This window comes from Isoptericola sp. S6320L, assembly GCF_023015685.1.
Lineage (GTDB): Bacteria > Actinomycetota > Actinomycetes > Actinomycetales > Cellulomonadaceae > Isoptericola > Isoptericola halotolerans_A.
On the sequence record NZ_JALKAT010000018.1, the window covers coordinates 38,019 to 52,989 of the forward strand.

Here is a 14,971-nt window from a genome sequence, read left to right on the forward strand (position 1 = left end):
TCTGAGGACTGTGGACGGACGCTCCCACCGTGACCTACGTCGGCGTCGGACGCCAGCGAGGAGTCACGACTGCTCGTGCCGGGCCCGGACCGCCCGGGCCTGCACCGCCCAGGCGTCGGCCACGGGGCCCAGGTGCGCGAGCTTGTCGGGGTTCATCACCCCGCGGACCGTCTGGATGTGCCCGTCGAGCACGTCGAGCGCCATGACGGCGAGGAGCTCGCGCTCCGCGGTCGAGACGACCAGGCCCGGCTGGTGGTTGACCTCGTGCTGCTCGACCACGAGGTCGCCCGCCGACAACAGGTCGGCGAAGGCCGCGAACGCCCGGACCACCTTCTCCCTGCCCGAGACCGGCCGGGGGAAGGCCGGCGCCTTGCCGCCGCCGTCCCCGGTCACCAGGACGTCGGCCGCCAACAGCTCGGTGAGGCCGTCGACGTCGCCCTCGCGGAAGGCCTCGACGAACCGGGCCGCGAGCTCCTCGCGCTCGCGGCGGTCGGCGTCGAACCGGGGCCGGCCGGCAGCCATGTGCCGGCGGGCCCGGACCGCGAGCTGCCGGCAGGCCGACTCCGAGCGGTCCACCGCCCCGGCGATCTCGGCGAAGTCGAACGCGAAGACCTCGCGCAGCACGAACACCGCCCGCTCCAGCGGGCTGAGCCGCTCGAGCAGGAGCAGCGCCGCCATGGACACCGAGTCGGCGAGCTCGGCGGAGCGCTCCGGGTCCTCGTACGGGTCGTCCAGCAGCGGTTCGGGGAACCAAGCGCCGGTGTACTCCTCGCGGCGCACCCGCGCCGAGCGGAGCACGTCGATCGAGATCCGGGTGACGACGGCGGACAGGAACGACTTGACCGACGCCGGCTCCGCCGTCGTGCCCTCGTAGCGCAGCCAGGTCTCCTGCACGGCGTCCTCGGCCTCGCTCACGCTGCCCAGGATCCGGTAGGCGATGGCGAACAGCAGCGGCCGCAGCGCCGTGAACTCCTCGGTGCGGGACATCTGCTCAGCCTGCCACCGGCGCCGCGACCGCGGCGGCCGCGCGGTCGGAACCGGGCCAGCGGATCGCGCCCGGCACGCGGCGGGCGACGCCGATCGCGGCCACCACGCCGCGCACCTGGAAGCGCTTCGCCACGACGGCGGCGCGTCCGGTCAGCGCGCGGTCGGTCGCGACGTCGTCGCGGTCGGTGACCTGCAGCACGGCGGCGCGGCCGCCGATGCTGACGCAGCGCCCCTGGAACCCGAGGTCGAGCGGTGCCGGACCGCCGTCGGGGACCGTGCCGAGGGCCTCGGCGGCCAGCACGTCGGCGGCGTGCGCGCCCGAGGGGAACGCGAACTGGCACGACATGCTGTACCGGCCGCCGTGGGGCGCGACCGTGTGCCCGGCGTCGCCGACGGCTAGGACCTGCGGGTGGGACACCGACTGCAGGGCGCCGTCGGTCAGGACCGCCCCGGCCGGGTCCACGGCGAGGCCCGCCTCGCGGGCCAGGGGCGGCGCGGCGAAGCCGCCGCACCAGACGGTCAGGTCGGACGGGACCTCGGCGCCGTCGTCCTGCAGGAGGCGGTCGGGCTCGACGGACCGGACGCGGCTGCCCTCGACGGACTCGATGCCGAGCCCGTCCAGGCTGGCGCTGACGTGCGCTGCGGCCCGGGGCCCGAACCAACCGGTGGCCGCGCCGGAGGTCACCAGCCGGACCCTGAGGTCGGGCCGGCTCCCGGCCAGCTCGCCGACGGTCTCGAGCCCGGTGAACCCGCCGCCGACGACGGCGACGTCCGCCCCGGCGGGCAGGTCGGCGAACGCGGAGCGCAGGCGCTGGGCCGCCGTCAGGTCGGCGACGCCGTGCGCGTGCTCGCCGCCGGGGACCGGCACCGGCTCGGTGGTGCTGCCGGTGGCGAGGACGACGCGGTCGAACCCGAGGGTCCGCACGCCGTCCGGTCCGGAGATCGTGGCCCGGCCGGCGTCCGGGTCGAGGGCTGTGACCCAGCCCTCGACGAACGCGACGTCGGTCCCGAGCATCCGGCCGATGTCGGGTGCCGGGACGTGCTGACCGGTGGCGACCTGGTGCAGGCGCAGCCGGTTGACGAACGTCGGGCGCGGGTTGACGACGGTGACGCGCACCCGGCCGCGGGAGCGTCCCGCGAGCCGGACCGCTGCCATGCCGCCGGCGAACCCGGCGCCGACGACGAGGACGTGGGTGCTGGGCGTGGTGCGTGTGGTGTGTGTGCTCATACCCACGGGACGAGACAGCGTCCGTGGGTGTGACACCGGGTCAGGCGGTGGACCTGCCGGCCGCGCGCGCGGCGTCCAGCGGGCTGTCGCCCTCCAGGTACCGCGCGCCCGGACCGAGCGCGGCGGCGCGGTCGGCGGGGTTCTGCAGCACGCAGCGCTCCAGCGAGAGGCAGCCGCAGCCGATGCACGAGTCGAGGTCGTCGCGGAGTCGCTCGATGGCTGCGATGCGCGCGTCCAGCAGGGGGCGCCAAGAGCGCGAGAGTCGCGTCCAGTCCTCGGCGGTGGGGGTCCGGGCCTCGGGCAGGGTCGCGAGGGCCTCGCCGATCTCGTCCAGCGTGAGCCCCACGCGCGACGCTGTCCGGATGAACGCCACCCGCCGCAACGTGGTGCGCTCGTAGCGGCGCTGGTTGCCCGGGGTGCGCTCGGAGGAGATCAGCCCGAGCGACTCGTAGTAGCGCAGGCCCGACGGCGCCACGCCGCTGCGCTGCGCGACCTCGCCGATGGTCAGGTATCGCTCGATCGGCACGCTGCCTCCCGTCCTCTTGACCTCAAGCGAGGTTGAACTTACACGATCGCGGTATGACATCCTCCGGCACCGTCCCGCGGCCCGTCGTGGACCTCGTCGCCCGCGTCACCGGCGACGAGAAGCACGACCCCAGCGCCCACTCCACGCTCGATGTCGTCTGGGTCCTGTACGACCAGGTGCTGCGCGTGTTCCCGGACGACCCTGAGCATCCGGACAGGGACCGGTTCCTCCTCTCCAAGGGGCACGGCCCGGCCTCCACGTACGCCGTGCTGGCCGCCCGGGGCTTCTTCCCGGCGGAGTGGCTCGACGACGTCGCCTCCTGGGACTCGCCGCTGGGCCACCACCCCGACCGGACGCTCGTGCCCGGCATCGAGATCGGCAGCGGCTCGCTCGGGCACGGTCTGCCGATCGCCGTCGGCATGGCGTTGGGGCTGCGAGACCGGTCGCGGGCACGCGTCGTCGTCCTCGTGGGCGACGCCGAGCTGGACGAGGGCAGCAACGCCGAGGCGATCGCCGTCGCCGGCCGGTTCGGCCTCGACAACCTGAGCTGCGTCGTCGTGGACAACCACAGCGACAACCTCGGCTGGCCCGGCGGCATCGGCGCGCGCTTCGCGCTCGAGGGCTGGGCGGCGGCCGACGTCGGCACGCGCGACCACGCGGCGCTCTCGGCCGCGCTGCGGGCCACCGCGCCCGACCGGCCCACCGCCGTCGTCGTCGACGTGCCGGCAGGTCCGGAGGTGGCGGCATGAACGCGGCCGGCGGTGTCCCCGACGCGCGCTCCCGGTTCTATGCCGAGCTGGACCCGGTGCTCGCCGCGAACCCGGACGCCGTCCTCGTGCTGGCGGTCATCGGGGCCGGCTACGTCGGCGACACCATCGCCCGGCGGCCCGGCCAGGTGGTCGACGTGGGGATCCGTGAGCAGGCCATGATCGGCGTGGCCGGCGGTCTCGCGCTGGCCGGGCGGCGGCCGATCGTGCACACCTTCGCGCCGTTCCTCGTGGAACGCGCCTACGAGCAGGTGAAGCTCGACCTGGGCCACCAGGACGTCGGCGCGCTGCTGGTCAGCGCCGGGGCGTCGTACGACGTCAGCTCCGGCGGGCGCACGCACCAGGCGCCCGGCGACGTCGCGCTGATCTCGGCGCTGCCCGGCTGGACCGTGCACGTGCCCGGCCACGGCGACGAGGTCGCGGAGATCCTGCACCGGGAGGCCGCGCGGAGCGGGCGGGTCTACGTGCGGCTCTCGGGGCAGCGCAACGCGAAGCCGCAGCCGGTGGACGGGTGGGTCCACCTGGTGCGTGACGTCGCGCTCGGGGGGCAGGCCGGCGAGTCGAGCGCGCCGCTGGTGCTCGCCGTCGGGCCGATGCTCGACGTCGTTCTCGAGGCCACGCGCGACCTGCCGGTCCGCGTGGCGTACGCCGGCACGCCGCACCCGCTCGACGCGGCCGGGCTGCGCGACCTGGCCGGGCCGACGCCGGTGCTCGCGGTCGTGGAGCCGTACCTGGCGGGGACGAGCGCTGCGCCCGTGGCGGCGGCGCTGGCCGACCGGCCGTCGCGCGTGCTGCACGTCGGGGTGCCCCAGGACGCCGAGCTGCGCCGGTACGGCACCCCGCGGGACCACGCCGCCGCGCACGGTCTGGATGCCGCGGGCGTGCGGCGGCAGGTGAAGGCGCTGCTGGGCTGAGCCGCGTGGCCTGCAAGACTCGGGGCATGACGCGCCTCGAGGTGTCCGCGGCCTGTGCCGGACGTGCGGCGGAGTACATCGACCGGCTGGGATCCGTCGAGGCGATGCCCGAACTGGCTCGCGCCCGCATCGCGACCTGGGCGACCGGTCTCACGGGGCCGGTCCTCGACGCGGGCTGCGGCTCCGGCCACTGGACGGACTTCCTGGCGAGGCAGGGCTGCGACGTCGAGGGCGTCGACCTCCGCGTCCTTCGTCGAGCACGCCGTCACGACCGCCTGGTTCTGGCCGGTCCCGGAGATGAGTGCGTTGCTCGAGCGGGCGGGGTTCGAGGTCCAGGAGGTCGAGCGCCGCGCCGACGACGGAAACCGCCCCCACGCAGCGATCGTCGCCCGCCGCTGCTGAACCCGCCAGCTACTGCCGCAGCAGCATCCGGGCGTACTCGTCGAGGACGGTGAGCACCCCCGGGTGCTGCCACACGCGGTTGCGACGCTGGCCCGTACGTTCGACCAGGACTCCGGCGTCGGCCAGCTGTGCCAAGGCGTTGTGCGCGCTCTGGTTCCCCATCCCCAGATGACTGGTGAGGAACCGTGCGTTGATGATCGGGTGCGAGACAAGATGAGGGAGCACGGTCCACGCCGCTGCCTGCGACCGGAGCCCGTGGAGCTGCGCCCGGGACGTCTCGACCTGCTCAGCGAGGTCGTCCACGAGCCGTGACCCCGACGTGGCCGCGAACCGGGCGGCGTCGGAGAATCTCTCGACGATGGGGCGTGCGTCGCCGTCCCGGTAGGCCGTCAGGGCGTCGAAGTACTGTTCGGTCTGCGTCAGGAGGCCGGCAGACACGGGGGCGATCGTCGTCGTCGTGATGCCCTTAGCCCGGAGGATCGAGTGCACGATCGCGCGTCCGGTCCGTCCGTTGCCGTCGGTGAACGGGTGGATGGTCTCGAACTGGGCGTGCGCGACGGCCGCCTGGACGAGGACCGGCAGGTCTTCCCGTGCGACGAGGTGCACGAGGTCCTCCATGGCGGGCGCGACGAGCGGGGCCTGCGGGGCCACGTGAGAGGCGCCCCGTGGGCTGAGCGCGCTCGTGCCGATCCACACCAGCTGTTCGCGCCATCGGCCTGCGTGGTCCTCCCAGCCTCGTTGTCCGGACAGCAACGCCCGGTGCATCGCGAGGATCGCGCTCGTGTCGAACCGCTCGGCGAGGTCGAGCGCAGCCTCCATCGCTCGCACGTTGGCCACGACGGTCCGTGCGTTCTCGGAGGACGACTGGTCGAGCTCGGCGAGTGCGAGCTGCCGGGCGCCGACGGTGAGATTCTCGATCTGGGAGGACGAGGTCGACTCGGTGCGTAGCAAGATCGCGCTCATCGGGCCGAGCGTGGGGCTCACGGCACCGAGGGTTGCCGCCGCGTACGAGTCGAACCGGCTCAGTGCTGCGGTCGCTTCCTCGGTGTTGGCGGTGAGGTCGGCCGGGATCGACGGGGCCCACGTGGCGATCGAGGGCGGCACCGACGACCGGTAGGGCCCGGAGGCAGCGGCCATCGCCGACCGGCTCGCCATCCCGTCGGACTCGGCAACCCAGTACTCGTCGATGTATTCCTGCGCAGGAACGTGGAGCACCCAGCCATCTTAATCCATGTTTCGCCGAAACGTGGATCAAGGCTTCCGATCTGATCCAGCTTCTGCGCGGATCGTGCGCAGCGCGCCGCGCAGCACGGTGGCCGACGGCGGCGCATAGCCGAGCACGATGCCGTTCAGCTCTAGACCAGACCCCGGCACCACGTAGTCCTGCAGGTCGGCGACCCGCACGCCGCGGTCCGCGAGCCGTGCGACCAGGTCCGCCGCCGGGATGCGGTCGAGCTCGAGGACTGCGTGCAGCCCGCCGTCCAGCGCTCGGACCTGCACACCGTCCGCACCGTCGAAGGCCTCGGACACGATCCGGCGCTTGGTCCGGTAGTCGCGGCGGCAGCGGGCGACGTGACGACGCAGCGCACCGGTGGACATGAGGTGGGCCAGCGCGTGCTGGGTCACGCTCGCCACGGTGGCGCCCCGACCCGAGCGCGCCGCGAGGATGCCCGCCCCGGCCGGGGTGCCGTCGTCGGGCAGGGTGTTGCACGACGGGCTGCCCGCCGGGAGCACCAGGTAGCCGCACCGCAGCCGCGGGTCGAGCACCTTGGAGAAGGACCCGACGTGCACGACGACGCCGCGGTCGTCGAGCGCGGCCATTGCCGGCAGCGGGGAACCGCGGTGGCGGAACTCGGAGTCGTAGTCGTCCTCGACCACCAGGACGCCCTCGGCGGCGGCCCAGGCCACCAGCTCGTGCCGCCGTGCCACGGGCATGGCCCCGCCCAGCGGGTACTGGTGGCTCGGCGTGACCAGCACGGCGTCGAGGCGCTCGCGGGCGTGGGCGGCGCGCAGGGCGGCCAGGTCCATGCCGCCGTCGCCGACGGGCACGGGGACGACGGCGCCGCCCGCGGACTCGATGGCGCGGCGGCCTGCGCGGTAGCCGGGATTCTCGACGGCGACCCGGGCACGGCGGCCGCCCGGCCCGACTCGTCGGGCGAGCGTCTCGGTGACCAGGGAGATGGCCTCCGCCGTGCCGCTGGTGACCACGACGCGTCCGGCGTCCGGCGCGAAGCCGCGGCTCAGGGCGAGCTGGTTCGCGATCTGGGTGCGCAGGGCCGGTTCTCCCGCCGGGTCGGGGTAGCGGGCCTCCAGCGGGACGGCGGCCGCGTGCCGCCATGCGGCGCGCCAGTCCCGCTCGGAGACGGCGGCGACGGACGGGACGCCCGGCTCGAGGTCGACGACGGCGGTGGGGCGCGCCGTCGGGCCGGCGGGAGCGGGTGGTGCCGAACGCGGGCGCGCGGCCCGCTCGGCGGGAGCCTCGGTGCGGGCCGGTGCGAGCGTCGCCGCGACCCGTGGCACGGTGCCGTGGCGCAGCACCACGTATCCCTCGCCGTCGAGCTGCTCGTAGGCGGCGGTGACGGTGCCGCGGGCCACGCCCAGCTCGGTGGCGAGCGAGCGGGTGGAGGGCAGCGGGTCCCCCTCGGCCAGGCGGCCGTCGTGGACCATGCCGCGCACGAGGCCGGCCACACGGGCGACCTTGGTCCGGGGCGTGCCGCCGGGGGAGGCATCGTCGGGCATCGAAGTGGACCATCCGTTCTGGCGGGGAGTGGACTACAGGGTAGTCCAGATCTGTCCGTAGGTTCGGAGCCGTGACCACAGAGACCACCGCCTGCCCCAGCACGACCGTCCGCCGCAAGCCGGACCGCCAGACCCACGACCCCGCCGTCCTCGACGGGATCCTCGCCGACGGGTTCCTCGCCCACGTCGCGATGGTCCGCGACGGGTACCCGGTGGTGCTGCCCTACCTGTACGGCGTCGGCGACCTGGACGACGGGCTCGGCCGCCGCCTCCTGCTGCACGGCTCCACCGGCGGCGGGCTCTTCCTCGACGCCGGGACGGACGGCCTGCCCGTCTCCGTGGCGATCTCGCACCTGGACGGGCTGGTCTACGCCAGGTCGTTGAACGACAGCTCGGCCAACTACCGCTCCGCGATGATCGCCGGGCGCGCCACCGTGGTCCCCCGCGAGCAGCGGGTCGAGGCGCTGTGGCAGATCGGCGACCACCTCATGCCGGGGCGCCGCGCCGAGGTGCGCGAGATGACCGCCAAGGAGGTCGCCGCCACGCAGGTGCTCCAGGTGCCGCTCGACCGGGTGAGCGTGAAGACCCGCTCGGGCGGCGTCGGCGAGCGGCTGGACGACGGTGAGGACCACGGCGTCTGGGCCGGCGTGCTCCCGCTCGCGGTCCGTGCCGGCACCCCGGTGCCCGGTGATCTTGCTGCCGGGACCCCCGTCGCGCCGTCGGTCGAGGCGCTGGTGGCACGCCTGGGCCAGGGGTAAGGGCCACGCGTGTCGGATTGGCTGTTCGCGCGAGGGGGACGGACCGGCGAGGATGGCCCGGTGCGCACCATCCGACAGAGCAAGAAGCTCCGCGGCGTCCGATACGACGTCCGTGGCCCCATCCTGACCGAGGCTCAGCGTCTCGAGGCCGAGGGTCATCGCATCCTCAAGCTGAACATCGGCAACACGGCGCCGTTCGGCTTCGAGGCACCCGAGGCGATCCTCGCCGATGTGGTCCACCACCTGCCCGAGGCGCAGGGGTACAGCGACTCGCGGGGCATCTACGAGGCCCGCACCGCCGTCGCGCAGTACTACCAGTCCCGCGGTCTGCGGGACACCATGGTGGACGACGTGTTCATCGGCAACGGCGTCTCCGAGCTCATCTCGATGGTGCTGCAGGCGTTCGTCGACGACGGCAACGAGATCCTCGTGCCCGCACCGGACTACCCCCTGTGGACGGGCGCCGTGACGCTGACCGGCGGCACGCCCGTGCACTACGCGTGCGACGAGGCGAACGGATGGATGCCCGACCTGGCGGACATCGAGTCGAAGATCACCGAGAACACCCACGCCCTGGTGATCATCAACCCGAACAACCCCACCGGTGCGGTGTACAGCAAGGAGATGGTCGAGGCGCTCGTCGACATCGCACGGCGCCACGACCTCGTCGTCATGGCCGACGAGATCTACGAGAAGATCCTGTACGACGACGCCGTCCACCACCACGCCGCCACCGCCGCCGGGGACGACGTGCTGTGCCTGACGTTCAGCGGGCTGTCGAAGGCCTACCGGGTGTGCGGCTACCGGGCCGGCTGGGTCATGATCTCCGGCCCGAAGGAGACCGCGACCGAGTTTCTCGAGGGCCTCACGCTGCTCGCCAACATGCGCATGTGCGCCAACGTGCCGGCCCAGCACGCCATCCAGACGGCGCTCGGCGGCTACCAGTCCATCGACGAGCTCATCGTGCCCGGCGGGCGGTTCTACGAGCAGACGATGCTCGCGGACCGGCTGCTGAACGAGATCCCCGGGGTGTCCTCCGTGCGACCCCGCGGTGCGCTGTACTGCTTCCCGCGCCTCGACCCGGAGGTGTACGCGATCGACGACGACCAGGACTTCGTCATCGAGCTGCTGCGCGCCAAGAAGATCCTGGTCACGCACGGCACCGGGTTCAACTGGACGGCGCCCGACCACTTCCGGCTCGTCACCCTGCCCGACGTCGAGGTGCTCGAGGAGGCCATCGGCCGGATCGGGGAGTTCCTGGCGACGCGGCGGTAGACGGGTCGACCTGCGGCGGGACCAGTGCCGGACGTCACCCTTGACCCCGACGCGACGTCATAGTTCTCACTGGTCCCATGAGACTCGTCCCGATCGCCTACCTCTCCTCCTACACGCTGTCCCTGCTGGGCAACTCCGTCGCCGGGATCGCGTTGCCGCTGATCGTGCTCCAGATGACCGGGAGCGTGCTGGGGATGGGGGCGCTCGCCGCGGCGACCGCCGTCCCCGCGGTCCTCGCCGGCCTCTTCATGGGCGTGGTGATCGACCGGATCAACCGGCGCACGTCCTCGGTGCTCACCGACCTCGTCTCCGCAGCCGCCATCGCGGCCCTGCCGATCGTCGACCTGGTCAGCGGGCTGAACCTCGGCTGGTTCATCCTGTTCGGGATCATCGGGTCCGTCGGCGACGTGCCGGGCCTGACCGCGCGGGACGCCCTCCTGCCCGCGATCGTCCGGCACGGCAACATCTCCGCCGAACGGCTGATGGGCCTCCGGGAGAGCCTGGGGGCGGTGGCGATGCTGCTCGGCCCCGCGGCAGCAGGCACCCTCATGGTGGTGTTCGACGGGTCGACCGTCCTGTGGATCACCGCGGGGACGTCCCTGCTCGCCGCCCTCGTCACGCTCCTCGTCCCGCACCGGGTCGGTGACATCGCCCGCGACCTCCCCCAGGCCGACACGGACGCCGTGGCGGCGAGCGGCTGGGCCCAGCTGCGGGAGGGGTGGCGCGTGCTGTTCCGCAGCCGGTTCCTCAGGGCGACCACGATGCTCAGCATCGTCTCGGTGGTGGTGCTCGCCGCGCTGCAGGGCCTGGTCCTGCCGGTCTACTTCACGCTCGCCGACCAGCCGGGCATGCTCGGGTACGTCCTGACGGCGCTGGCGGCGGGGATGCTCCTCGGCGGCGGCGCCTATGCGCTGCTCGGGGCGCGGGGACGGCGCCGGTGGTGGTTCGTCGCCGGGATCGTCGGGACCACCGTGGGCTTCGCCGTCGTCGCGACGCTCGCCTCGGTGTGGGTGGTGTTCGCCGGTGCGTTCGTCGTCGGGCTGTCCGGCGGGTTGTTCAGCAGCCTCGTCGGGGTGCTGATGATCGAACGGATTCCCGAGCAGATGCGCGGCCGCGTCATGGGGACGCAGAACTCGATGATGACCGCCGGTCCACCGCTCGGGATCGTCGTGGCTGCCGTCGTCACCGAGCTCGCCAGCCTGGAGGCGGCAGCGATCACGCTCGCGGGCGTGTGGTCGGTCGCCGCGGTGGTCGGGCTGTCCGTGCGGTCGCTGCGTAGCCTGGAACCCACGGAGGAGACGGAGGCGACGGTGGTGAGGACCGGTGCGTAGCAGCGAGCTGGCCCGGCTCGCCGGGGTCTCGGTGCGGACGTTGCGCCACTATCACCGGGTCGGCGTCCTCGACGAACCCGCGCGTGGCGGCAACGGCTATCGCCGCTATGACGTGCACGACCTGGTCCGCGTCCTGCGGATCCGGCGCCTGGCGGCCCTCGGGATCCCGCTCGCACAGGTGCCGGCCCTGCTCGAGAGGACGGAGACCGACGGTCCGGCGGCCGACTCCGACCAGCTCCTGGAGGAGCTGGACCGAGAGCTGGCCGGCCAGATGGCCCGGCTCGCGCGTCAGCGGGAGGTGATCGCACAGCTCCGCGACCACCACGCGGCGCCCGACCTGCCACCGGAGCTGGCCCCCTTCTTCCGTGCCTCCCCGTCGGTGGGCGTCCTGGCGCGGATCGACCGTGACCAGACGGTCCTGCTGGCCCACCTGGCCGGCGAGGAGGGGATGCCCCACCTCGCCAGGCTCTACGAACGGCTCAGCGACGCCCTCCTCGCCGCGCGAGGGAGCGACCTGTCGGAGCGGTTCGACCTGCTCGGTCCCAGCAGCTCGGACGCGGAGGTCACGGCCCTGGTCGACGCCTTCCTGGAGGTCTACGGTCCGGTCGTGGACGAGCTCGCTTCCGCCCGGGTCCCGCTCGACCTGGGCGGCACGGAGGACTACTTCACCGAGTTCACCGACACCCTGCTCAACGAGCAGCAGCTGCGGGCCTTCAAGCTCCTGGAGGCCCGGCTCGTGGAGCGAAGCACGGGGGACGAGGTCGCCGTCGAGCCCCCGCCTCAGACCAGGTCGCGCGGGATGCGCCGCTCCCAGTTCTGGGAGTAGACGCGCGGGTCGCCCTGCTGCTCGTCCAGCTCGTAGGCATCGAGCTGTGCGTTGACGAGGAACTCCTCGGCGGTGCAGGTCAGCAGCGTGCGGGTCTCGCCCCGCACGGACGTCACGCGTTCCGGTGGAAGCCGTACCACTCGCGGCGGCTGTCCCGCGAGCGACGCAACCACGGGCCCCGAGTGCCCGCAACAGCCGTGACGGCGGCCGGAAAACCGTTGCGCCGGCGCCTCGTCGGTGGCATCCTCGTCGTCGTCCCCGCGGGCAGGCCGCGTGTGAGAGGGGGCGGGCGGAAGGATTCTCGGTGACGGACACGGACGGCGGTCCCTCGACCTCGCGCTGACCTCTGCTCGCCCGCACCCGGACCGGTGCACCTCCTGGCGGGTGGACGACGTCGGCGCACGCCGCAGCGTCCCCCGGAGCTCCTGTGCCCTCTACTCCCGCCGTCGTCCTGCACGACCTCACCTTCTCCTGGCCCGACGGGGCCACCCCGATCGCCGGCGTGTCCGGCGCCTTCGCCACGGGCCGTACCGGGCTGGTCGGCCTCAACGGCACCGGCAAGTCGACCCTGCTGCACCTGATCGCCGGCCGGCTGACCCCCACCTCCGGCTCGGTCACCGTCGCCGGCACCGTCGACCACCTGCCCCAGCGGATCACGTTGGACACGGACGCGACCGTCGCCGACCTGCTCGGGGTGCGGCACGTGGTCGACGCCGTGCGCGCCATCGCCGACGGCGACGTCCGCCCCGAGCTGTTCGACGTCGTCGGCTCCGACGGGTGGGACCTGGAGGAGCGGGCGGTCGCCGCGCTCGACGCGGCCGACGTCCTCGCGGGGTCCTCTGCCGCGGTATCGGCCGGCTCGTCCCCGGGTGGGGTGCTCGACCGCCGCGTCGGCACGCTGTCCGGCGGCGAGGCCGTGCTGACCGCCGTCACGGGCGTCCGGCTCCGGGCGGCCGACGTGGTGCTGCTGGACGAGCCGTCGAACAACCTCGACGGCCGTGCCCGCGAACGCCTGCACGAGCTGGTGCGGACCTGGCGTGGCGCCCTCGTCGTGGTGTCGCACGACCGCGAGCTGCTCGAGCTCGTGGACGCGACGGCGGAGCTGCGCACCGGTGGCCTGACGACGTTCGGCGGTACCTATGCGCAGTACGAGGAGTGGCTGGCGGTGCAGCAGGAGGCTGCGCGCTCGACGTTGCGGGACGCCGAGCAGCGGCTCCGGCGCGAGAAGCGGCAGCGCATCGAGGTCCAGGAGCGCATCGCCCACTCCGAGCGGCAGGGACGCAAGGACGTGGCCAACCGGAAGTACGTCAAGGCCGTGGTGGACGACCGGCGCAACGCCGCCGAGAAGTCGCAGGGGGCCCGTCGCGGCGCCGCCGCCGAGGCCGAGTCGCGGGCCCGCGAGGCCGTGGCCACCGCGGAGCGCGCCGTGCGCGACGACGACCGCATCGTCGTCGACCTCCCCGATCCTGACGTGCCCGCCGGTCGCCGCCTCGCCGTCCTGCGCGGTGCCGACGGCCGCGAGATCGTCCTCGCCGGACCCGAGCGCTTCGCGCTGACCGGCCCGAACGGCGTCGGCAAGACGACGTTGCTCGAGCAGCTGGTCGGCACCGGCGCGTCCGGCACGGGCGCCGGCGGGCCGGACGGGGCCGGGCCCGACGGCGCCCCGCGGGCCACGGCGCAGCGGCTCACCGAGCGCGTGGGCTACCTGCCCCAGCGGCTGGACGGGCTGGACGACGCGGCGACGGTGCTGGACGAGGTCCGGCGCCGGGCGCCGCACGTCGTGCCGGGCGAGCTGCGCAACCGTCTGGCGCGGTTCCTGGTGCGCGGCGACCAGGTCGACCGGCCGGTGCGGACCCTCTCGGGCGGCGAGCGGTTCCGGGTGGCCCTGGCGGGGCTCCTGCTGGCCGACCCGCCGGCCCAGCTGCTGGTGCTGGACGAACCGACGAACAACCTGGACCTGGCCAGCGTCGACCAGCTCGTGCAGGCGCTGGCCGCGTACCGCGGCGGACTGCTGGTCGTGAGCCACGACCGGTCGTTCCTGGAGCGGGTCGGGCTGACGGCGGAGCTGGCGCTGGGGCGGGACGGGGCGCTGGCCGAGGTCAGGCGGTAGGCGGCACGCCCGGCCCGGGGATCTCGCCGGAGCCGCGGACGACGAGCCGGGTCGGCACGACGAGCTGGCGCGGTGGGCTCGTGTCGCCGTCGAGGCGGGCGAACATGCGCTCGGCGGCGAGGCGGCCGATGCGGTCCGGATCTTGGGCGATCGTCGTCACTCGTGGTTCGACGAGGTCGGCAGCCTCGACGTCGTCGAACCCGACCAGGGCGACGTCGCGGGACCGACCGGCCTGCTGCAACGCTCGGATAGCGCCGATCGTCAAGAGGTTCTGTCCCGAGAGGATCGCCGTCGGCGGGTCTGCCTGGGCGATCAGCCGCGCGACGACGGCGGTGGCGCTGGCGTCGTCGTGCAGCCCCATCACCACCAGGTCCGGGTCGACCTCGAGGTCGGCGTCGGCCATCCCGTGGAAGTACCCCTCGCGTCGCAGGCGCGCGGTCTGGATGCGTTCGAGGTCGCCGAGGAACGCGATCCGCCGGTGACCGTGATCGACGAGGTGCCGGACGCCACCGCGGGCGCCGTCGTGGTTGGACGTGACGACGCTGTCGGTCTCGACGCCCGTCGGTTCCCGGTCGACGCTGACGACGGGTGACCCTCGATCGGCGTGGACCTGCAGGTAGGACTGGTCGTCGCGGACCGGGGTGACGATGAACCCGTCGACCCGACGGCGAGCGAGTGCGCTCACGGCGCGCAGCTCGGCGGCAGGGTCGTCCTCCAGGCTCGCCGCGAGGACGGCGTACCCGTGCGCGGTGGCCACGCGTTCGATGGCGCGGTGCACCTGGCCGGCGAACGGGTTCGCGACGCTGGAGACGAGCAACCCGAGCGTCTGGGTCCGGCCACCGCTGCGGCGCAGGTTGCCTGCGTGCAGGTCGGGCTCGTAGCTGAGCTGCGCGGCGGCGGCCCGCACCTTCTCGGTCGTCGTGGGGGAGACGTTGGGTTCCCCGTTGACGACGCGCGAGACGGTCTTGATGCCGACGCCGGCGAGCCGGGCGACGTCGCGCATGGTCGGACGCCGTCCGCTCGCCCGAGACGCTGGTCTGTCTGACACCGATGTCACGATCTGGTCACTCCCTGGTCCGGCTGGGTTGACCATACCGCGCGCCTCGAC

14 protein-coding genes and 1 pseudogene are annotated in these 14,971 nt (G+C 73.7%); 8 read left to right on the forward strand and 7 right to left on the reverse strand.

Going from position 1 to position 14,971, the window contains the following annotated elements; genetic code table 11:
* Positions 1 to 63: 63 nt before the first annotated feature.
* From MWU57_RS11220 to soxR, 3 genes are read right to left on the reverse strand one after another with little or no spacing between them, the layout of a single operon-like run.
* On the reverse strand, positions 64 to 987 hold the full coding sequence (locus MWU57_RS11220; protein ID WP_246909259.1) for an RNA polymerase sigma-70 factor: 924 nt from the start codon (positions 985 to 987) through the stop codon (positions 64 to 66).
* Between the two features lie 4 nt (positions 988 to 991).
* Positions 992 to 2,215, reverse strand: a complete 1,224-nt coding sequence (locus tag MWU57_RS11225; protein WP_246909260.1) for an NAD(P)/FAD-dependent oxidoreductase — start codon at positions 2,213 to 2,215, stop codon at positions 992 to 994.
* 40 nt (positions 2,216 to 2,255) lie between these two features.
* Positions 2,256 to 2,741, reverse strand: coding sequence for a redox-sensitive transcriptional activator SoxR (gene soxR / locus MWU57_RS11230; protein ID WP_308221176.1), 486 nt, complete (start codon positions 2,739 to 2,741; stop codon positions 2,256 to 2,258).
* Positions 2,742 to 2,794: 53 nt separating this feature from the next.
* On the opposite strand from soxR, the gene MWU57_RS11235 reads away from it, so the two are divergent.
* The 3 genes and pseudogenes from MWU57_RS11235 to MWU57_RS18425 form a co-directional block, all read left to right on the forward strand.
* Positions 2,795 to 3,490: a thiamine pyrophosphate-dependent enzyme gene (locus tag MWU57_RS11235; protein ID WP_246909261.1), complete on the forward strand. Its 696-nt coding sequence runs from the start codon at positions 2,795 to 2,797 to the stop codon at positions 3,488 to 3,490.
* Positions 3,487 to 4,422, forward strand: coding sequence for a transketolase family protein (locus tag MWU57_RS11240; protein ID WP_246909262.1), 936 nt, complete (start codon positions 3,487 to 3,489; stop codon positions 4,420 to 4,422). Before MWU57_RS11235 ends, MWU57_RS11240 begins: the two co-directional genes overlap by 4 nt.
* 104 nt (positions 4,423 to 4,526) lie before the next feature.
* Positions 4,527 to 4,616, forward strand: a pseudogene (locus tag MWU57_RS18425) (SAM-dependent methyltransferase); the annotation flags it as partial.
* Positions 4,617 to 4,833: 217 nt separating this feature from the next.
* On the opposite strand, the gene MWU57_RS11250 reads toward MWU57_RS18425, so the two are convergent.
* Positions 4,834 to 6,039, reverse strand: coding sequence for a Fic family protein (locus tag MWU57_RS11250; RefSeq protein WP_246909263.1), 1,206 nt, complete (start codon positions 6,037 to 6,039; stop codon positions 4,834 to 4,836).
* Positions 6,040 to 6,075: 36 nt separating this feature from the next.
* Positions 6,076 to 7,563 carry a PLP-dependent aminotransferase family protein gene (locus MWU57_RS11255; RefSeq protein ID WP_246909264.1) on the reverse strand — a complete coding sequence of 496 codons (1,488 nt, stop codon included), beginning with the start codon at positions 7,561 to 7,563 and terminating at the stop codon, positions 6,076 to 6,078.
* Positions 7,564 to 7,634: 71 nt separating this feature from the next.
* Here MWU57_RS11255 and MWU57_RS11260 point away from each other — a divergent pair, with 71 nt between their 5' ends.
* From MWU57_RS11260 to MWU57_RS11275, 4 genes are all read left to right on the forward strand, one after another.
* Positions 7,635 to 8,321 (forward strand): pyridoxamine 5'-phosphate oxidase family protein, encoded by a 687-nt coding sequence (locus MWU57_RS11260; RefSeq protein ID WP_246909265.1) that lies wholly within the window; start codon positions 7,635 to 7,637, stop codon positions 8,319 to 8,321.
* 60 nt (positions 8,322 to 8,381) lie between these two features.
* The gene (locus MWU57_RS11265) at positions 8,382 to 9,596 is read left to right on the forward strand and encodes a pyridoxal phosphate-dependent aminotransferase (protein WP_106264400.1); all 1,215 of its coding nucleotides are present in this window, start codon (positions 8,382 to 8,384) and stop codon (positions 9,594 to 9,596) included.
* Between the two features lie 77 nt (positions 9,597 to 9,673).
* Positions 9,674 to 10,927: an MFS transporter gene (locus MWU57_RS11270; RefSeq protein WP_246909266.1), complete on the forward strand. Its 1,254-nt coding sequence runs from the start codon at positions 9,674 to 9,676 to the stop codon at positions 10,925 to 10,927.
* Complete coding sequence (locus MWU57_RS11275; protein ID WP_246909267.1) at positions 10,920 to 11,753, forward strand: MerR family transcriptional regulator; 834 nt, start codon at positions 10,920 to 10,922, stop codon at positions 11,751 to 11,753. The genes MWU57_RS11270 and MWU57_RS11275 overlap by 8 nt, the downstream gene beginning before the upstream one ends.
* Here the strand turns inward: MWU57_RS11275 and MWU57_RS11280 are convergent.
* Positions 11,708 to 11,869 (reverse strand): hypothetical protein, encoded by a 162-nt coding sequence (locus MWU57_RS11280; RefSeq protein WP_246909268.1) that lies wholly within the window; start codon positions 11,867 to 11,869, stop codon positions 11,708 to 11,710. The genes MWU57_RS11275 and MWU57_RS11280 overlap by 46 nt on opposite strands.
* 311 nt (positions 11,870 to 12,180) lie before the next feature.
* Here MWU57_RS11280 and MWU57_RS11285 point away from each other — a divergent pair, with 311 nt between their 5' ends.
* The gene (locus MWU57_RS11285; protein ID WP_246909269.1) at positions 12,181 to 13,863 is read left to right on the forward strand and encodes an ATP-binding cassette domain-containing protein; all 1,683 of its coding nucleotides are present in this window, start codon (positions 12,181 to 12,183) and stop codon (positions 13,861 to 13,863) included.
* Here the strand turns inward: MWU57_RS11285 and MWU57_RS11290 are convergent.
* Entirely contained in the window at positions 13,853 to 14,866 is a 1,014-nt protein-coding gene (locus MWU57_RS11290; protein WP_246909271.1) for a LacI family DNA-binding transcriptional regulator, read from the reverse strand. The genes MWU57_RS11285 and MWU57_RS11290 overlap by 11 nt on opposite strands.
* Positions 14,867 to 14,971 lie beyond the last annotated feature (105 nt).

Coding starts and splice junctions, on each gene's coding strand:
- MWU57_RS11235 (WP_246909261.1), top strand. CDS start 2,795: ATGACATCCTCCGGCACCGTCCCGCGGCCCGTCGTGGACCTCGTCGCC.
- MWU57_RS11255 (WP_246909264.1), bottom strand. CDS start 7,563: ATGCCCGACGATGCCTCCCCCGGCGGCACGCCCCGGACCAAGGTCGCC.
- MWU57_RS11290 (WP_246909271.1), bottom strand. CDS start 14,866: ATGCGCGACGTCGCCCGGCTCGCCGGCGTCGGCATCAAGACCGTCTCG.
- MWU57_RS11225 (WP_246909260.1), bottom strand. CDS start 2,215: ATGAGCACACACACCACACGCACCACGCCCAGCACCCACGTCCTCGTC.
- MWU57_RS11220 (WP_246909259.1), bottom strand. CDS start 987: ATGTCCCGCACCGAGGAGTTCACGGCGCTGCGGCCGCTGCTGTTCGCC.
- MWU57_RS11240 (WP_246909262.1), top strand. CDS start 3,487: ATGAACGCGGCCGGCGGTGTCCCCGACGCGCGCTCCCGGTTCTATGCC.
- MWU57_RS11270 (WP_246909266.1), top strand. CDS start 9,674: ATGAGACTCGTCCCGATCGCCTACCTCTCCTCCTACACGCTGTCCCTG.